Source organism: Corynebacterium sp. MSK035 (assembly GCF_030232615.1).
Taxonomy (GTDB): domain Bacteria; phylum Actinomycetota; class Actinomycetes; order Mycobacteriales; family Mycobacteriaceae; genus Corynebacterium; species Corynebacterium jeikeium_D.
This window is the reverse complement of the sequence record NZ_JASPJP010000001.1, coordinates 205,526-221,801: the sequence shown is the minus strand read 5'-3', so window position 1 is coordinate 221,801 and position 16,276 is coordinate 205,526. Positions and strand designations below refer to the sequence as shown.

Annotated in this window: 13 protein-coding genes; 2 read left to right on the top strand and 11 right to left on the bottom strand. The window is 58.6% G+C overall.

Going from position 1 to position 16,276, the window contains the following annotated elements; all coding sequences use genetic code 11:
- Positions 1–181 precede the first annotated feature (181 nt).
- From QP978_RS00955 to QP978_RS00925, 7 genes are all read right to left on the bottom strand, one after another.
- The gene (locus QP978_RS00955) at positions 182–1,864 is read right to left on the bottom strand and encodes a dipeptide ABC transporter ATP-binding protein (protein ID WP_070854122.1); all 1,683 of its coding nucleotides are present in this window, start codon (positions 1,862–1,864) and stop codon (positions 182–184) included.
- Positions 1,861–2,859, bottom strand: coding sequence for an ABC transporter permease (locus QP978_RS00950; protein WP_049171781.1), 999 nt, complete (start codon positions 2,857–2,859; stop codon positions 1,861–1,863). Before QP978_RS00950 ends, QP978_RS00955 begins: the two co-directional genes overlap by 4 nt.
- The gene (locus QP978_RS00945; RefSeq protein WP_016421610.1) at positions 2,852–3,778 is read right to left on the bottom strand and encodes an ABC transporter permease; all 927 of its coding nucleotides are present in this window, start codon (positions 3,776–3,778) and stop codon (positions 2,852–2,854) included. The genes QP978_RS00950 and QP978_RS00945 overlap by 8 nt, the downstream gene beginning before the upstream one ends.
- 4 nt (positions 3,779–3,782) lie before the next feature.
- Complete coding sequence (locus tag QP978_RS00940) at positions 3,783–5,528, bottom strand: peptide ABC transporter substrate-binding protein (protein WP_187401468.1); 1,746 nt, start codon at positions 5,526–5,528, stop codon at positions 3,783–3,785.
- A 479-nt stretch (positions 5,529–6,007) separates the two neighbouring features.
- A complete protein-coding gene (locus tag QP978_RS00935) occupies positions 6,008–7,636 on the bottom strand; it encodes a protein adenylyltransferase SelO family protein (protein WP_088611768.1) in 1,629 nt (542 codons plus the stop codon).
- 140 nt (positions 7,637–7,776) lie between these two features.
- Positions 7,777–10,008: a 3-hydroxyacyl-CoA dehydrogenase NAD-binding domain-containing protein gene (locus tag QP978_RS00930; RefSeq protein WP_070549962.1), complete on the bottom strand. Its 2,232-nt coding sequence runs from the start codon at positions 10,006–10,008 to the stop codon at positions 7,777–7,779.
- A gap of 74 nt (positions 10,009–10,082) precedes the next feature.
- Positions 10,083–11,318, bottom strand: a complete 1,236-nt coding sequence (locus QP978_RS00925; RefSeq protein ID WP_070549963.1) for an acetyl-CoA C-acetyltransferase — start codon at positions 11,316–11,318, stop codon at positions 10,083–10,085.
- A gap of 243 nt (positions 11,319–11,561) precedes the next feature.
- On the opposite strand from QP978_RS00925, the gene QP978_RS00920 reads away from it, so the two are divergent.
- Entirely contained in the window at positions 11,562–11,717 is a 156-nt protein-coding gene (locus QP978_RS00920) for a hypothetical protein (RefSeq protein ID WP_168162084.1), read from the top strand.
- Positions 11,659–11,955 (top strand): VOC family protein, encoded by a 297-nt coding sequence (locus QP978_RS10820; protein WP_350309293.1) that lies wholly within the window; start codon positions 11,659–11,661, stop codon positions 11,953–11,955. The genes QP978_RS00920 and QP978_RS10820 overlap by 59 nt, the downstream gene beginning before the upstream one ends.
- Positions 11,956–11,988: 33 nt before the next feature.
- Here the strand turns inward: QP978_RS10820 and cas5e are convergent, their stop codons facing one another.
- From cas5e to QP978_RS00895, 4 genes are read right to left on the bottom strand one after another with little or no spacing between them, the layout of a single operon-like run.
- Positions 11,989–12,702: a type I-E CRISPR-associated protein Cas5/CasD gene (cas5e, locus tag QP978_RS00910; RefSeq protein ID WP_070549964.1), complete on the bottom strand. Its 714-nt coding sequence runs from the start codon at positions 12,700–12,702 to the stop codon at positions 11,989–11,991.
- Entirely contained in the window at positions 12,695–13,804 is a 1,110-nt protein-coding gene (gene cas7e / locus QP978_RS00905; protein ID WP_308813178.1) for a type I-E CRISPR-associated protein Cas7/Cse4/CasC, read from the bottom strand. The genes cas5e and cas7e overlap by 8 nt, the downstream gene beginning before the upstream one ends.
- A gap of 59 nt (positions 13,805–13,863) precedes the next feature.
- Entirely contained in the window at positions 13,864–14,544 is a 681-nt protein-coding gene (locus tag QP978_RS00900; protein ID WP_083295730.1) for a type I-E CRISPR-associated protein Cse2/CasB, read from the bottom strand.
- A complete protein-coding gene (locus tag QP978_RS00895; protein ID WP_070549967.1) occupies positions 14,544–16,148 on the bottom strand; it encodes a type I-E CRISPR-associated protein Cse1/CasA in 1,605 nt (534 codons plus the stop codon). The genes QP978_RS00900 and QP978_RS00895 overlap by 1 nt, the downstream gene beginning before the upstream one ends.
- Positions 16,149–16,276 lie beyond the last annotated feature (128 nt).

Sequence of the window (16,276 nt, the reverse complement as noted above, 5' to 3'; positions counted from 1 at the left end):
TTCCGGATAGCTTTCTCTCTTCTCCCGCTCAATCCGCTCCGACTCAAAATCGCCCAGCCACTTCACGACACCTATGTCACCTCATGCCGCCTCCACAGCTGGTACGAGGTGACGCCTGTGTCGTGAAGTGGCCCAGAGGGGGGCGGAGCGAAGTGCCCTGGGGAAACAGGCCACTGCCCAGCTACAGATCCAAATCCAACGACGCACCTGGGATGGCGTCCAGCAGCCGCTGGGTGTATTCCTTCTCCGGGTGGTCGAAGAGATCGTCGGTCGGACGGTGTTCAACCATCTTGCCGTGCTCCATCACGATGACCTCATCAGCCACCTGCCGCACCACAGCGAGGTCGTGCGTAATAAAGAGGTAGGCCAAATCCATCTCTTCCTGCAGCTCAGCGAGTAGTTCGAGCACCTGAGCCTGCACCACCACGTCGAGGGCCGATACTGCCTCGTCACAGACCACAACCTCAGGGTTCAGGGCCAGCGCACGCGCAATCGCCACACGCTGACGCTGACCACCCGACAGCTCACCGGGGAAGCGGCGCCCCATCTCCGCGGGAAGTGCGACGCGGTCGAGAAGCTCGAATACGCGCTGCTCACGCTCCTTCTTGGTGCCAATCTTGTGAATCCGCAGCGGCTCCTCGATGGAGGAATGCACCGTGCGCATCGGGTCCAGCGTCGCATACGGGTTCTGGAAAATCGGCTGAATGCGACGCCGCAGCTCCAGCTCCTCTTTACGACTCCGGCCCTGGACGCGTTTGCCGTCGAAAAGCACTTCGCCTTCGGTCGGATCGAGCAGCCCCAGCGCCATGTTGGCGACAGTGGACTTGCCCGAACCGGATTCGCCCACGATTCCGATGGTGCGACCGCGACGCAGCGTAAAGCTGATGTCATCGACGGCGCGGAAGGAATCCTTGCGCCACGGACGGTCGCCGCGGATGGCAAAGTCGCGCACCAAGTTCTTCGCGACCAGAATCTCCTTCTGGTCCGCATCCGATGTCGTCGGCGCCGCCACCACGCGATCACCGCGCCGGGCAGCCAGCGATGGAGCCGCCGCGATTAGCTGCTTGGTGTATGGATGCTGCGGGCGGGTGAGAACTTGCAGGGCAGGGCCGGTCTCCACGACACGTCCTGCTTGCATAACGACGAGTCGGTCAGCGCGCTCGGCAGCCAAACCGAGGTCATGGGTAATAAGCACCACGGACGTGCCGAGTTCGCTAGTGAGCTTGTCGAGGTGGTCGAGGATTTTCTTCGCCACGGTCACGTCGAGAGCGGACGTGGGCTCATCGGCAATCAGCAGCTTTGGGTGCGCGGCCAAGCCCATCGCGATAAGTGCGCGCTGGCGCATACCACCGGAGAACTCGTGCGGGTACTGGTCGATACGCTTTTTAGCGTTCGGCAGGCCAGCCTGTTCCAGCAGCTCAATCGCCTTTTTGTGGGCCTCGGAGCCAGTGGTGATGTTGTTGGCGCGCAGCGCCTCCTTAATCTGGGAACCGACGGTCCACACTGGATTGAGATTGGTCATCGGATCCTGGGGGACCAGGCCGATGCCGTTGCCGCGGATGCTAACAAACTCGCGGTCGGTCAGGTGTGTGATGTCACGGCCATCGAAGGTGATGGTGCCACCGGTGACTTCACCATCACCGGGCAACAGCCCCAGCGCGGCGTGGACAGTGGTGGACTTACCCGAGCCGGACTCGCCGACAATGGCGACCGTCTCACCGGGGAAAACCTCAAGGTCGACGTCATGCACGACATCGGTCAACGATTTACTGCGGCGGCCGGACGCTGTGGTCGTCGGAAAGCCAATGCAGACATCCTTCAAGGTGAGAATGGGCGCTGCGGAAGTATTGGTGTCGGTGCTCATCGACGACGCTCCTTCGGGTCGAGAGAATCCTTCAAAGCGTCACCCATGAGGATGAAGCCGAGAACGGTAATCGCCAGGGCGAGTGCTGGCCAGAACAGGTTGGACGGGGCCTGGCGGAGCACCTGCTGTGCGACAGAGATGTCGTTGCCCCAGGAAACGGTGGTCGTCGGCAGGCCAATGCCCAGGTAGGACAGCGTGGCCTCGGCGACGATGTAAATACCCAGCGAGGTCGTGGCCATGACGATGACAGGGGCGAGGCAGTTCGGCAGCACATGGCGGAAGAGAATGCCAGTGCTGGACAGACCGAGCGCCTTGGAGGCGGTGACGTATTCCTCGTTCTTCACCGAGATCACCGAGGAACGCACCACGCGCGCCATCTGCGGCCAGCCGAAAGCAGCGAGCACGAAGACCACGGACCAGATGGTGCGTTCGGTAAACAGCTGCATCAGCACGATGCCGGCGAGAATCAGGGGGATGGCAAAGAACATGTCCGTGATGCGGGAGAGCACCGCGTCGACCCAACCGCCAAGATAGCCAGCGATGGCACCGAGGATGATGCCCACCACGGTCACGGCCAGGGTGACGCCGATGCCGACGATGACCGAGGCGCGGGCACCGTAGATGACACGGGCGTAGACGTCGTAGCCCTGCTGAGTGAAGCCCATCGGGTGGCCGTCGCGGGCCGGGGCCAGCGAGTCACGCAGGTTTGCCGCCGTCGGATCCACAGAGGTGAACAGTGACGGGAACGCGGCCACTGCGATGGAGAGCAAAATAATGAATGCGGAAACCCAGAACAGTGGGCGGTAACGCAGGTTCTGCCAGGCCGAACCCCAGAGCCCCAGTGGTGGGGTATCCGGCAACTGCTTGTGGTCGGGGTTCGTCGCCTGTGCGGCGGGGGCCTGCGCGGTGTTGGCCTGCGCGGTGCCGGTATGCACGGCGTTGGCCTGCTTTTCTGGCTGAGTCGAATCTAACTGCGTCGAATCTGGCTTAGGCATAACGAATCCTCGGATCCAGGACTGCGTAGAGCAAGTCGATGAGCAAGTTGGCGAACATGTAAATAACCACCAGGATGGTCACGATGCTGACCACGGTGGGAGCTTCACCAATCTGGACGGCGTGGAAGATCAGGCCACCGATACCTGGCACGTTGAAGATGCCCTCGGTGACAATTGCGCCGCCCATCAGAGCCGCGAGATCAGCGCCGATGAAGGTCACAACGGGAATTAGCGAGTTGCGCAAGATGTGGCGGCGGGTGACTTCAGAGGTTGGCAAGCCCTTGGCGCGGGCAGTGCGTACGAAGTCAGCATGGCGTGCCGACGAGACCTCGGAACGCGTCAGTCGCAGAACATAAGCAACCGAGACGAGACCCAGCACGAATGCCGGCAGCAGCAGGGAGGTAAAGGAGGCATCGCTACCAACGGTGGGGGAGACAATCTCCCAGCGCACACCGAAGAGGTAGCGGGCCACGAAGCCGAGCACGAAGGTCGGAGTTGCGATAACCAGCAGGGACATCACCAGAACGGTGGAGTCGAAGAAGCCGCCCTTGCGCATACCGGCAATAACGCCGAGGCCGATACCGAAAATGGCCTCAATGGCAACGGCCATCAGCGCCAGGCGAATCGTAATAGGGAAGGCCAGCGCAATTTCCTCGCCGACCGAGCGGCCGGAGAAGGTCTCGCCCATATCCAGGGTGAATAGGCCCTTGAGATACTCCCAGTACTGGACGAGGAAAGGCTCATCCAGGTGGTAGTGAGCGCGCAGTGCTGCGACCTGCTCCGGTGGCAGCTGCTTATCACCAGCCAGTGCAGCGATGGGGTCGCCTGGCATGGCGAAGACCATTGCATAAATCAGCAGTGTGGCACCGAAGAAAACCGGCACCATCTGCAGGAGTCTCTTTCCGATATACCAACCCATGGTGCTAGTCCTTCTCAATCATTGGGTAGTCCAAGATGCCGTCCCACATCACTACGGCATTGCGCAGCTTCGGGTTCCACGCCACCGAAGCATTGGGGTACCACAGCGGAATCGCTGGCAGGTCCTCCATCAGCACAGACTGAGCCTTGACATAAATTGGCTTGGCATCGTCTGCGCTCTTTGCCGAGGCCGCCTCCTGAATCAGCTTGTCGAACTCCGGGTTGGAGTAGTGGTTGTCATTCGAGGAGCCACCGGTGACGAACTGCGGAAGCATGTAGTTGGCCACAGATGGGTAGTCAGCTGCCCAGCCAGTGCGGTAGCCGCTGGTGATGGTCTCGTTGGAGATTTCATCGCGCAGCTGCTTGAAGGTCGGGTAGGCCTTGCCGTGGGAATCGATGCCGAGGGTCTCGCCAATCATGTTGGTCACCGCTTCGACCCACTGCTGGTGTCCGCCGTCGGCGTTGTAGGCGATGTCGAACGAGCCGGTAAACGGCGCAATTTTGTTGGCTTCGGCCCACAGTTGGCGGGCCTTCTTCGGGTTGTATTCCAGCACCTCTTGGCCAGGTACGTTCGGGTCAAGGTCGCCGAGCGTCAACGAGCTGAACTCGCGCGCCGGGGTGCGGGTGTCGAAGAAAATCTTCTCAGTGATTAGTTTCCGGTCAATCGCCATGGAAATCGCTTGACGACGAAGCTTGCCCTCTTCACCCGAAAAACCTGGCAGATTTCGCGGAATTGCGAAGTACTGCGAAGAGGAGGTCGGGACGTTTGCGCTGGAGTCGGGGAAGTCGGTTTGGAAGCTGGCGAGAGCCGTTGGTGGAATTGTGCGTGGCAGCGTGTCCAGGCGGCCGGCCTGGAGGTCTGCATATGCGGTGTCCACGTCCGAGTAGAAGCGGTATACCAGGCCGTTGTTACGGGCCTTGTGCTCACCGGCGAAGTCATCATTGCGAACCACAGTTAGCTGGTTGTTGTGCAGCCAAGCGCGGCCTTCGGCCATCTTGTACGGTCCATTGCCGATTGGGTGTTCACCGAAAGCCTTCTTGTCTTCGAACGCGGCCTTCGGCAGCGGCATAAACGCGACATAGCCGAGGCTGAGCGGGAAGGAGGAATCTGGGTTGGTCAGATCCACGGTGAACCTCAGGTCATCGACCTTTTTCAGGCCGGAGAGGGTTTTCTCCGTGGCCTTTTCTCCCGAGACTGCATCAAAACCCTGCACGTTGGCGAAGAAGGACTGCTGCTTCTGCAGGTTCGGTCCGTAGGCAGCGTAATTCCAGGCATCGATGTAGCTCTGCGCGGTGACTGGTTCGCCGTTGTGGAAGGTCCAGCCCGGTTTCAGCGTGATGTCGAAATGGGTCGAGTCCTCGTTGGGCTTAATTTCTGCCGCATGGTCCAGGATCATCGAGCCGTCGGTGTCGTAGCGCACCAGACCTGAGTAGAGCATGCGGAGGATATCGCCACCACCGGTTTCATTGGTGTCAGTGGTGTACAGCGGCGACTGTGGTTCGGAGTTCTGGACCACAATGAACCCCGCGCCGACCTGTTGCTGGTCAGTGCTGCAGGCAGCGAGCGCGCTTCCTGGCAAGGCGATTACCAGCAAAGCCGCCAGGATCTGGCGGACATGCAGCGTGAACTTTCCTTTTCCGCTGAGCGTTGTTGCGTGCAGTTTTGTGGCACGGGACTTCTCTCGCTGTCGGAGCTTCCGCCGGAGTTTCTGCCGGGTGTGGAAGGGGCCGGAGGCAACGGGTCTATGCATCGCGAGCCTTTCTAGATTCTGCCAGATAGGCGATATGAATTTGGTGATCGGCTCACTCCAAATGACTTAGATACCCACCTCCCACCTGCATAGGCAATGGTGGTGGTGACAACTTGGGTGTGGTGGGCTCTAAGGTTTGGATACGACCGTTCAATACAGTCTCTAACCATACAAGTCCAAAAAACATATGAGTATTAATCAGGCGAACCATCCCTTATTTGACGGTGTCTTTTACCCTCGATTGGGGAGTTAATCCTGTGCAGTGGTGCAACGTTGTAACATCCTGGCACCCCCGCAGGGGTTGGGGCTGCTGAATTTCTGGCTGTCCCACCGCCGGGCTCCTGTCCGGCCCCATCCGCGACTTCACGACACAGGTGTCACCTCATGCCACCTCCACAGCTGGCACGAGGTGACACCTGTGTCGTGAAGTGGGCTTTGGAAGAGGAAGTGGACTTTGGAGGAGGCGGAGAGGCAGCGCATTAAGTCCCACAGTACGAGTGGAAAGCACCCAACTCCCGCGGTGCCGGCTCCGTGAACCCCGCAGGGACGTCTTGCGACTCAAAGGGGTTGGTTACCGCCTCCAGCAGGTGCCGGTAGTCGGTCAGATCCCCCGCCCCTGCCGCCGCTAACGCTTCCGTGACCAGGTAGTTTCGCGGAATATACAGCGGATTCGTTTCCTCCATAAGTGTCAGGGCCGTCGTCTGGTCGATTCCCAGCTCTTCCCGCGTCTGCTTCCACAACTGCCCCCACTCAGCCGCGGCGGCGGGGAACGCAGGATCAGCGGTCAGCCTGGTCAGCGCAGCCAACGCAGCAACTGTATCCCCATCACCATCGGCAAGAACCTCAATCAGCGCCCGATGAGCATTCGTGTGGTCGAGCCCAAACTTCGCCAGCAACGCCTGCCACTGCTGCACCAGGGGGATGGCCAGCGGGTCGTCGTAAAGCGAGGGGAGAATCCCCAACTTGGGCAGCCACCTGCGGCTGAGCGCATCGGTGAATTCGTCGGCGAATTCGCCCAGGATGTCGCGGGCGCGTGCGAGGGCATCCTCCGGGGTGCCTGCGAAATGCGGTAGCAATGTCTCCGCGAGCTTCGACATGTTCCACCCCGCGATTGTTGGCTGCGCGCCGTACGCGTACCGACCGCCGTGATCAATGCTGCTAAACACCGCCCGCGAATCGTGCGCATCCAGAAACGCACACGGCCCAAAGTCGATGGTCTCGCCCGCGATGCTGGCATTGTCGGTGTTCATCACGCCGTGGACAAATCCGCAGGCCAGCCACGCCGCAACGAGATTGGCTTGCCGCTTGACGACGTCCCGGAGAACCGACTCCGCCGAACTCTCGTAGCCGTGCCGCTGCGCGGCGAACTCGATGAGCCGATCCATGATTCCGGTGTCCGTTCCGGAGCGAGCGACCAGCTCGAACGTGCCAACTCGCAGGTGGCTGGATGCTACGCGCACGACGATGCCACCCGGTTGAAGTTCGGTGGTGGGGTCGGTGTTGTCGAATGGGGTTTGCGAGCCGCGGTAAATCTCTTCGCCGGTTTTGATGACCGCCAGCGCGCGGGTGGTGGGGATGCCGAGCGCATACATGGCTTCGCTGATGAGGTACTCCCGCAGCGCGGAGGTCAGCGTGGCTTTGCCGTCACCGCCACGGGAAAAGGGCGTGGGGCCGGTGCCTTTCGCCTGAATCTCGTAGGCCTGGGTGTTGTCGCTGTGGGTTGTCTCTTTGGGGCAGTCGGGCTGGTTAGGCGGACAGTGCAGCCCAGTCAGCCCCGGTTCAACCTCAACTGTGGCAAGCAAGAGCGCGCGACCATCACCGAGTAGGCCTGCGAAGTTGCCGAACTGGTGGCCGGCATAGGCCGTGGCCATCGGGGTTGTGTATGCGCCGAGTGGGGTATCGGTTTCCTGGCCGACTCCGTGATCGGCGCCGTGGCCAGTGAGGAACTTCAGGCCAGCCTCCGAGCGAAGCCACTGCGGGGAGAGGCCGAGTTGGGTCGCGAGCTCGTCGTTAAGCATGACCAGCTGCGGCGATGGGGCATCAAACCCCTGCTGGTCGATAGCGAGTTCAGGCAGTGCGGTGGGCAGATCAGCGACGTTTCTAGCCATGTGCGCAGTTTAACGGGTAGGCCGAATTGGGGTTGGTGCGCTGGTGCGTTCAGCGGTGCTACGCCGTTGACGTGGCCTCGAAGGCGAAAAACCCCGGTTACTGGAACAATTCCAGCAACCGGGGTGCGCTCGGGGTAGTCCTACTTCTTCAGGGACTCCGGAGCGTTGAAGCGCTCACCGTGCTTAGCGGCCAGCTCTTCGGCGCGCTCGACGAAGCCCGCGACGCCGCGGCGCTCCGGGTGAGCTGCGGCCGGGTCGACAACAGTGGCGCCGTCGTAGTTCTTAATGAACTGGCGAGTACCACCGGTCCAGGCCGGGTAGCCGATACCGAAGATGGAGCCGATGTTGCCGTCGGCGTCGTGAAGCAGAACGCCCTCGTCGACGCACTTCTGAGTCTCGATGGCCTCGATGAAGAGCATGCGGTCGACCAGCTCCTGCAGGTCGGTGTCCTCCGGAGCGATCGGGGCGATGTTCAGCTCCTCACGGAGCTCATTGAACAGGCCCGGCCAGAGACCGGAGCGCTTGCCGTCGACGTACTCGTAGAAGCCCTTACCCTCGAGCTTGCCCGGGCGCTCGAACTTGTGCAGCATGGCCTCGACCAAAGCCGGTACGCCGCCCTCGTCCAAGGTCTGACCTGCAGCCTCGGCGGCAGCGCGGGTCTCGCCAGCGATCTTCTCCATGAGTTTGAGGTTAAGCTCGTCGGCAAGCTGGAGCTGCGGTGCCGGGTAACCAGCCTGGCGACCAGCGGCCTCGATGATGGCCGGGTCGTAGCCCTCAGCGACCATACGCAGGGCCTCGTTGATGACGGTGCCGATGACGCGGGAGGTGTAGAAACCGCGGGAGTCGGTGACAACAATCGGGATCTTGCGGATTGCAACAGCGAAGTCCAGCGAAGCGGCGAGGATTGCCGGGTCGGTGTTGTCGCCGGAGATGATCTCAATCAGCTGCATCTTGTCCACCGGGGAGAAGAAGTGCAGGCCGATGAAGTCCTTCTCACGCTTGACGTGGGAAGCCAGCTCGGTGATCGGAAGGGTGGAGGTGTTGGAGCCCAGGATGCAGGTCTCCGGAACTGCGGCCTCGATCTCGGCGTGAACCTTGTGCTTGAGGTCGGTGTTCTCGAAGACGGCCTCGATGACCAGGTCGACATCGGACAGGTCGTCGTAGGACTCAGTCGGCTTGATGCGGTTCAGCAGCGCTGCGGACTTCTCCTCAGTGGTGCGACCGCGCTTGAGAGCCTTGGCCTCCAGACCTTCAGAGTAGGACTTACCGCGCTCGGCGTTCTCCAGGGAAATGTCCTTCAGGACAACTTCCATGCCAGCCTTTGCACACACGTAGGCGATACCTGCGCCCATCATGCCGGCGCCGACAACGGCAACCTTCTTGAACTCGCGCTTCGGGTACGGGGTGCCGTCAGCCTGCAGTGGACGGGAGCCGCCACCCTGAGCGTGGTTGAGGTCGAAGAAGAACGCCTGCATCATGTTCTTCGACTGGGTGCCGGTGACCAGCTCGGTGAAGTAGCGGGACTCGATACGCAGTGCAGTGTCGATGTCGACCTGAGAGCCCTCGATGGCAGCCTGCATCGCAAGGCGCGGAGCCTTCATCGGGGAGCCCTTGAGCTGCTTGGTCAGGTTTGCCGGGAAGGACGGCAGGTTCATTGCGAACTTAGGAGTCTTCGGATCGCCGCCCGGGATCTTGAAGCCCTTCTCATCCCACGGCTGTGCGGCCTTGGCGTCTTCGCTGGTCAGCCATGCACGAGCGGTGTTGATGAGCTGCTCCGGAGCAACAACCTCGTCAACGAGGCCAGCTGCGAGAGCCTTGCCCGGGTTCATCTGAGCGCCGGTCAGAATGACCTTCATCAGCGCGTCCTGAATGCCCAGCATGCGCACGACGCGGGAAACACCGCCGCCACCCGGCAGCAGGCCGAGGGTGACCTCTGGCAGGCCAATCTTGGAACCGCGGGCATCGGCAGCAACGCGGTGGTTAGCAGCCAGCGCGACCTCGAGGCCGCCGCCCAGTGCTGCGCCGTTGATGGCAGCAACAATTGGCACCGGGAGCTTCTCCAAGCGACGCAGGGAGGCCTTCATGTCCTCGACCATGTTGAACATGTCAGCTGCATCGTCCTCAGTGGCCTTGGACATCTGCTTGATGTCGCCGCCTGCGAAGAAGGTCTTCTTCGCAGAGGTGATGATGATGCCCTTGATGGAGGTCTCAGAGCCGTCGCCAATTTCGTTTTCCAGGCGCTCCACGGTGGCGCGGATGTCGTCCTGGAAGGTCTTGTTCATGGTGTTGACCGGTGCGTTCGGGTCATCCATGGTGAGGGTGACGATTCCGGCGTCGTCCTGATCCCACCGGAACATGTTATCTGTGCTCATAAATCAGTCAGTCCTTTGTGGTTATCGCGGTGTGACCGCGGTAATTGTCGCTGTGAGTTTCGTTCCGGTTTGCTTTAGACGCGCTCGATGATGGTTGCAACACCCATGCCGCCAGCCACACAGAGCGAGATGAGGGCGTAGCGGCCACCGGTGCGGTGCAGCTCGTCGATTGCGGCGCCGGTGATCATGGCACCGGTTGCACCCAGCGGGTGACCCATGGCCATTGCGCCACCGTTGATGTTGAGCTTCTCGTAGTCGATGCCCAGGTTCTGCTGAGCATGCTTGACGACGGCGGCAAACGCCTCGTTGATTTCCCAGACGTCGATATCGTCGACGGTCAGGTTGGCCTTGGCCAGTGCCTCGCGGACAGCCGGCTCGATACCGGTGAGCATGATGGTCGGCTCGACACCATTAACGGCGGTGGCGACAACGCGTGCGCGTGGGGTCAGACCCATGTCTGCGCCGGCCTTCTCAGAACCAACCAGGGTCAGTGCAGCGCCATCGACGATGCCGGAGGAGTTACCTGCGTGGTGGACGTGATTGATGCGCTCAAGCTGCGGGTACTTCTTCAGTGCAACTGCGTCGAAGCCACCCTGCTCGCCCATCATGGTGAAGGCTGCGCGCAGGCCGGAGAGGGACTCTGCGGAGACGCCCTCGCGAATGGTCTCATCGCGGTCGAGGATGGTCAGGCCGTTAGCGTCCTTGACTGGGACGACCGAGCGGTCGAAGCGGCCCTCAGACCATGCATTTGCGGCACGGGCGTGGGAGAGCGCTGCCATTTCGTCGAGGGACTCGCGGTCAAAGCCGTCGAGCGATGCAATCAGGTCAGCGGAGATACCCTGCGGGACGAAGTCGGTCGCGAACGAGACCTGTGCATCCATCGCCATTGCGCCGCCGTCGGACATCATTGGCACGCGGGACATGGACTCGACGCCGCCGGCGAGGACGAGCTCGTCCATGCCGGAGCGGACCTTCTGAGCAGCCAAGTTGATGGCGGAGAGGCCGGAAGCGCAGAAGCGGTTGATCTGGACACCGCCGGTGCGGTACGGCAGACCTGCGGTGAGTGCTGCGGTGCGGGCAATGTCCGCACCCTGGTCGCCGACCGGGCTGACGCAGCCAACGATGAGGTCGCTGATGCGTTCTTCATCCAGTTCTGGGAAGCGGTTGCGAATTTCGTCGATGAGGCCGACGAGAAGTGATACCGGGCGTACCTCGTGGAGGGAGCCGTCCTTCTTGCCCTTGCCGCGAGGGGTGCGAATTGCCTCGTAGATGAAGGCTTCGCCGCCCGGCTGAATGGTGGCGGAAGTCATGTGTTTTTACCTCACAGATTCGTCGTAAAGTGTCGTGCGTCACTCTATAACGAATGGCGGATTGCCGGGGGTGATTTGAGGGGTGCTGGGGAGAAAGTTGACTCGCTGTAGTCTCTCACCTGCGGTTATGGGAGAAACCGGGGGTAATTACATAAGTAGTTTTGGTGATGTGGCGCGAGAGTGGGGCGCGTTGCAATGTGGCAGGCGAATGGCGGGGGCTCGATTCTGCCTTAGGATTAGTTCGTGACTGGCGCACTCTTTGATGACATTGAGTTTCCTGTGTCGTCCGTCGAGGAGCTGAGTACCGTTTGCGACTTCGTCTCCAGCGTATTCGGGTGGAATTACGCCATGTACGGCGACGACTGCGCCGATACCAGCGATTCTGGCATCGTCAGCTGAATCAACGCCGAGGATCCCACCCGCGCAATCATGCCCCCTCATTCGAGCAGCGGATCTCGATGCCGCCTACGAGCAGGTCACGTCCGCGGGTGGCAAGATTGTCAAGGAACCATACGACTTCCCAGGTAGTTTTCGCTTTTGCTTCACGACGCCCGCCGGCCACGAACTCGGCGCGTGGACTCCGGCGGCGAAATTGACAGATACGCGAGATACCGTTAGCCACGCTCGTGCGTTGTGAATCAAAATCCCACTGTGCCGAAGTTCGGTGCTTCTAGTTTTCTTGAATCGTTGACCGTAGCTTCAAACCCAGTTGGCCGACCCTGCCCATCCATTCCGCGCGAGTTGAAACACGAGGAACAACAACTGTTGCGGGGCGTGTGCCCGCACCTTTTGCTAAAAAGTACTGATTAACTGTAGTGCTATCTCCGAGTTGGGTGTCCTTCGAAATATTCGGAATTCGTTGGAGAAGCTCGGGTTTTCCCGTGCCTAAATAGAACGGGAAAGTTGCCGAAAACGCTTTGCGGCCTAAGTACGTAACAAATACCGGGTCTGAAACAGCTCGGTCAATGTCCTCCGTGTGTCCCTCGCAGGTTATGCGGACGATGAATTCCGCATCGGCCAAGTATGTTCGGCGGACGACCACAGTCGCTCCGACACCGGGTTTGTAGGCAACCGATTTTGCTGACTTGGCTTTAAGTCCTTGGCTAATCGCTAGACGACGCCGAAAGTCCCACTCATCTTCACGCGAGCCGATGGTGTGGAAGTCGTCCACGAACGTAGGTCGGCGTTCTTCTCGAACAGTGAACTCGATATCAGAAATCCAGTCCGGCCATTCATTTCGGCGGTATCCAAGGCCACCAGCAATCAGTCCGCGGAGTGCAGTGGTTGTAGGCATTTTGTCAGTTTTGACGAAATTACCGGTGATGGCTGGTTTGCCCCAACTTTGAACTGGCCCAGCCAGCCGAATGAACACTGAATCAGTCATCAAAAACCCACTTCACGACGGTGTCGATGAGGTCGTCCAGCTGAGTCGGCTCGAGTTTGCCGAACTTGCCTTCAAGCCCTGGGAAAGTTCCAGCGAGGGCTTCAGTGGGGCCGAAGTTTCCGGCGTCAAAGCTTCGTGCTGCGGAATACTGTTGAGAAAGGGAAGTGATTGTAGCTGCGAGGAATCCTCCAGCTCCTTCGGGGATGACCGGAGTTTGGAAGTCATATGCAGTCCGGTAGCGCTGTTCTTCAGCGAGTACTAGGGCTGGAAGGACGTATGGGGCTGTGCTGTGCTCTTTGCCGCGTGGCTGGCCATAGATAGCTGATCGAATCAATTCCCGGACGTTTTCTCGAGAGTCTTCTGCATCGAAAGCTGACCAGCTTTCACGCAACTGTTTCTTATCGATACTGACTGTGCGGTAGAAAACGCCACTGGTGTACTGGCTAACTCCGAGATATGTTGCCCCAGTTCGATGTTGTGCCTCGTGTCGATCATCGACAGTTGAGAAGTAATCGGTATCGATGCTGGTCGCATGAGTTGTTACTGCTGGGGAGACGCTGAGGGCCGCTTCCGTTGTGTTTTGAGGGGAATTGGCGAACATTCGACCAAAGGCAGCGATTGCTAGTGATCCTGTTCGGTGCTCCTGAATAAAGTCGTTGACATCGGTTTTCTTGATGTCCTTTCCGCTCGTCAGGCTGGCCAGCACAGTCTGGGCGGCAGTATTGATCTCTTCATTTGACATCCACGTCGAACGAGCGGATTCAGCCTTTTGGGTTTGCGAATCAACGTCGCCAGAAGTCTTAGCTGGTGTTTCAGCTTTGGTGAGCTTGCCGACGATTGATCTCGCGTTTTTCAGTGCAGCCTTCCGGTCAACGTCGGGGTTCAGTTCAAGGACTCTTTCGACGATTTCTTCGGCGAGTTCACCCGAGCGGATGCTTAGGTCCATTGACGCGTTTTCGTAGCGTAACCGGATGCTGCGCTTAATCGATTGAGAAGAATGGAGGGCTCGAAGAACTCCGCCCTGGTTAATTCGTTTTGGGGTTCCGGTGTCATCACGGTTTAGATTGCTGAATGGGATTGCGGTGACGATGCTGAGGGTCAAGTTATGGGGCATGGAGTTTAGGCCTTTCTCGGGGAGTTGTTTATGCCTCTACGACAGAATTATGTTGTTGCGTTGTCTTTGTTGTCGTTATCTGCGTTGGAGGAGGTCTCTGGAATTTCAGCGAAGTAAGAGAAATAGTCTCGCAGCATTCGGCGCCTAATGTTCTGTGACTCAGGCGTGAATCCATTGCCCCAATATAGGAAGGTCCGGAACAGGTCGTAGTAGTCGAGCGCCGGAATAGGTCCGGGCAGGGCAGTTGCAATTTTCAAGATACGCGAAACGTTAAGAATTGCCTCTTCCGCATCGAGTGAATAGATGAATTGCAGGCGCTGGCCAACGGAGTCGAGGTCGTCGGGATTAGCCTCAAATTGTTCGCCAGTTTTCTTCGCTTGAGCAATTGAGACTTGTCGAGCCCAATGCCCGATCCTCCGAATCTTCTTTTGTCCATTTGTGTCTGTTGTGTTCGGTGGTCGGTAGTGAGGAACTTGGTCGAATTCTGCTACCAAAGCAAAGAGACGAACGAGTGATGTTATTTGATGGTCGGAAAGTGTCGGATCTGCATACGGAAGAACATGCGGATAGGCATAGTGCTCGGTTGCTGGTGAGGCTCCGCGACGCAGCTCTGCTCGAGTCTTTCTCCAACGGGGTGACTGGATATTTGCGTCGTCTCGTAAGGCGAGAACGCTGGCTAACCGCGTTGCCCACATTGTGTGGACACTATTAGCTTCGGAAGATGTCATTAGAAACTCTCCTCGGTACTGGCCGGCTTGGGTATTAAGGCTTGTAATCCATTTCGGAGTTGCGCTCGGACATATGCGATTCGTGCTGGCTCCTGAATGGAATGGGGATTGACAACTTCATCAAATGCGCACAACGACGCGTCAATACAGCGGTCTCTGAGGTCGGTTGGCATCTCGTAGCTGTGCGTAAAAGGTGAAGGAGACTGAGCTTTATAGAATCTGCGAGCGTCGTTCAATATGTCCTGGTAAACCGCTGAAATATTGCGCCAGAAAGCGTTTGAAGCGTCCTGCTTTCGGTCAATCATGTCATCTAAAACTGCGGGTGGGTACTTAGATTTCGTGGGTTTCCTGCTAAACACTTGACATACCCTGCGATGCAGCTGGTTGATAAGTTTAGCTTGAAGCTGAATGTCCTCTTGTAAGTCTTCGTCGACATCGAATGCCCATTCCGCAGATGAGGGAAAGAAAACTTCGCTGGCGCGAATATTTGGTGAGCTAGCTGTACCTGCAATTAGGTGTTGTGCGAAAATGAGCGGCGCGTCGTTGGGTAAGCGGGATAATGCGCGGCTTGAGATTCGAGCATGCACTTTGTTTGAACGGTTATTTGCGGCCCACTCAACGGCAAGGTCAGTGTTGTCTCGCCCCAAGTCGACACGAACTAAGGTTTCGCCGCCTTTTTCACGCGTTTCATACAGGTAGAACGGGTCAAGTGTATTGCGCTGATCCCACCATTCTTTGTATGTCGTTTTATTTGTGCCCATCTCGGGTTTGAAGTACCACTCTTCGGGGATGCCGCCTGTGCGAACTCCATTAAGTACCCCATCTTCCCAATGGCATGCTGGAGCATTGGAGCTCCATGTGGCTCGCCAAAGTGGATGCGCCTGATTTGGAGCATCCGGGAGTGTGGAATTGTTGCACGTTCGATCTGCCCAAGCCGGAAGGCCACTGCCTTTTACCCATGATGTCGGTATTTGGTACAGCAAGGTTTCCAGAAGGGTATCTCCGGTTTGGATAACCTCAGTCGCGGTGTAATCGGCGCCCACAAAACGCATGCCTGGAGCTCCCATTTGGCATTTGTCTCCTGCGTAGTTGTTATTTCCCGCCATTGAGAGGTGGTGGTACACCACGAGGGCTAGCAGAGCGTCGGGCAGTGCTAAGGCTGGAGTCCCGTCATTGATTAGGTTCCAGTACGTCTCGCCCTCGTCGGGGAGCATTGCCGGTGAGAGCTTTTTAATAGGGAAATGTCCAGCCATCAGTAGGTGGGCTTTGTCCTTTGGGCCATCGCATGGCAGTGGTGGACGTTGAAGAAAAGGCTGAATTGAATCAAAGGGGTCGCAGCCCGGAGCTAAATCTGTAATTGCCTGGTCGACAGCATTTTCTGGTAGGCCGCCCTGAACAATTTCTTCGATTGGGGTTGATGTGTGACGTAAAGCCACTGCTGTGATCGCAGCGAGGAAACGTAACTGCGCCGTGAACTGATATGCGGCGCCATCGACGCTGATGGCGGTGTCTTGCTTATGTGATGAAAGAAGGAGGTCTCGAACGGTTGAGCGACCGTTCGGTGTTCTTAGGAAGGGTGAATCCGTGAGAGCATTTATCTTCATTCGTAGTTCACTTTCGCTAGGTACTGCTTTATGGTACCGATGAGGTTAATACGTCGCAAGCAATTGCCGAATATAAGTATTAATAAAACTGGTTGGCTATTTGAGAGTGCCTCCACGAGCGCGGAGAA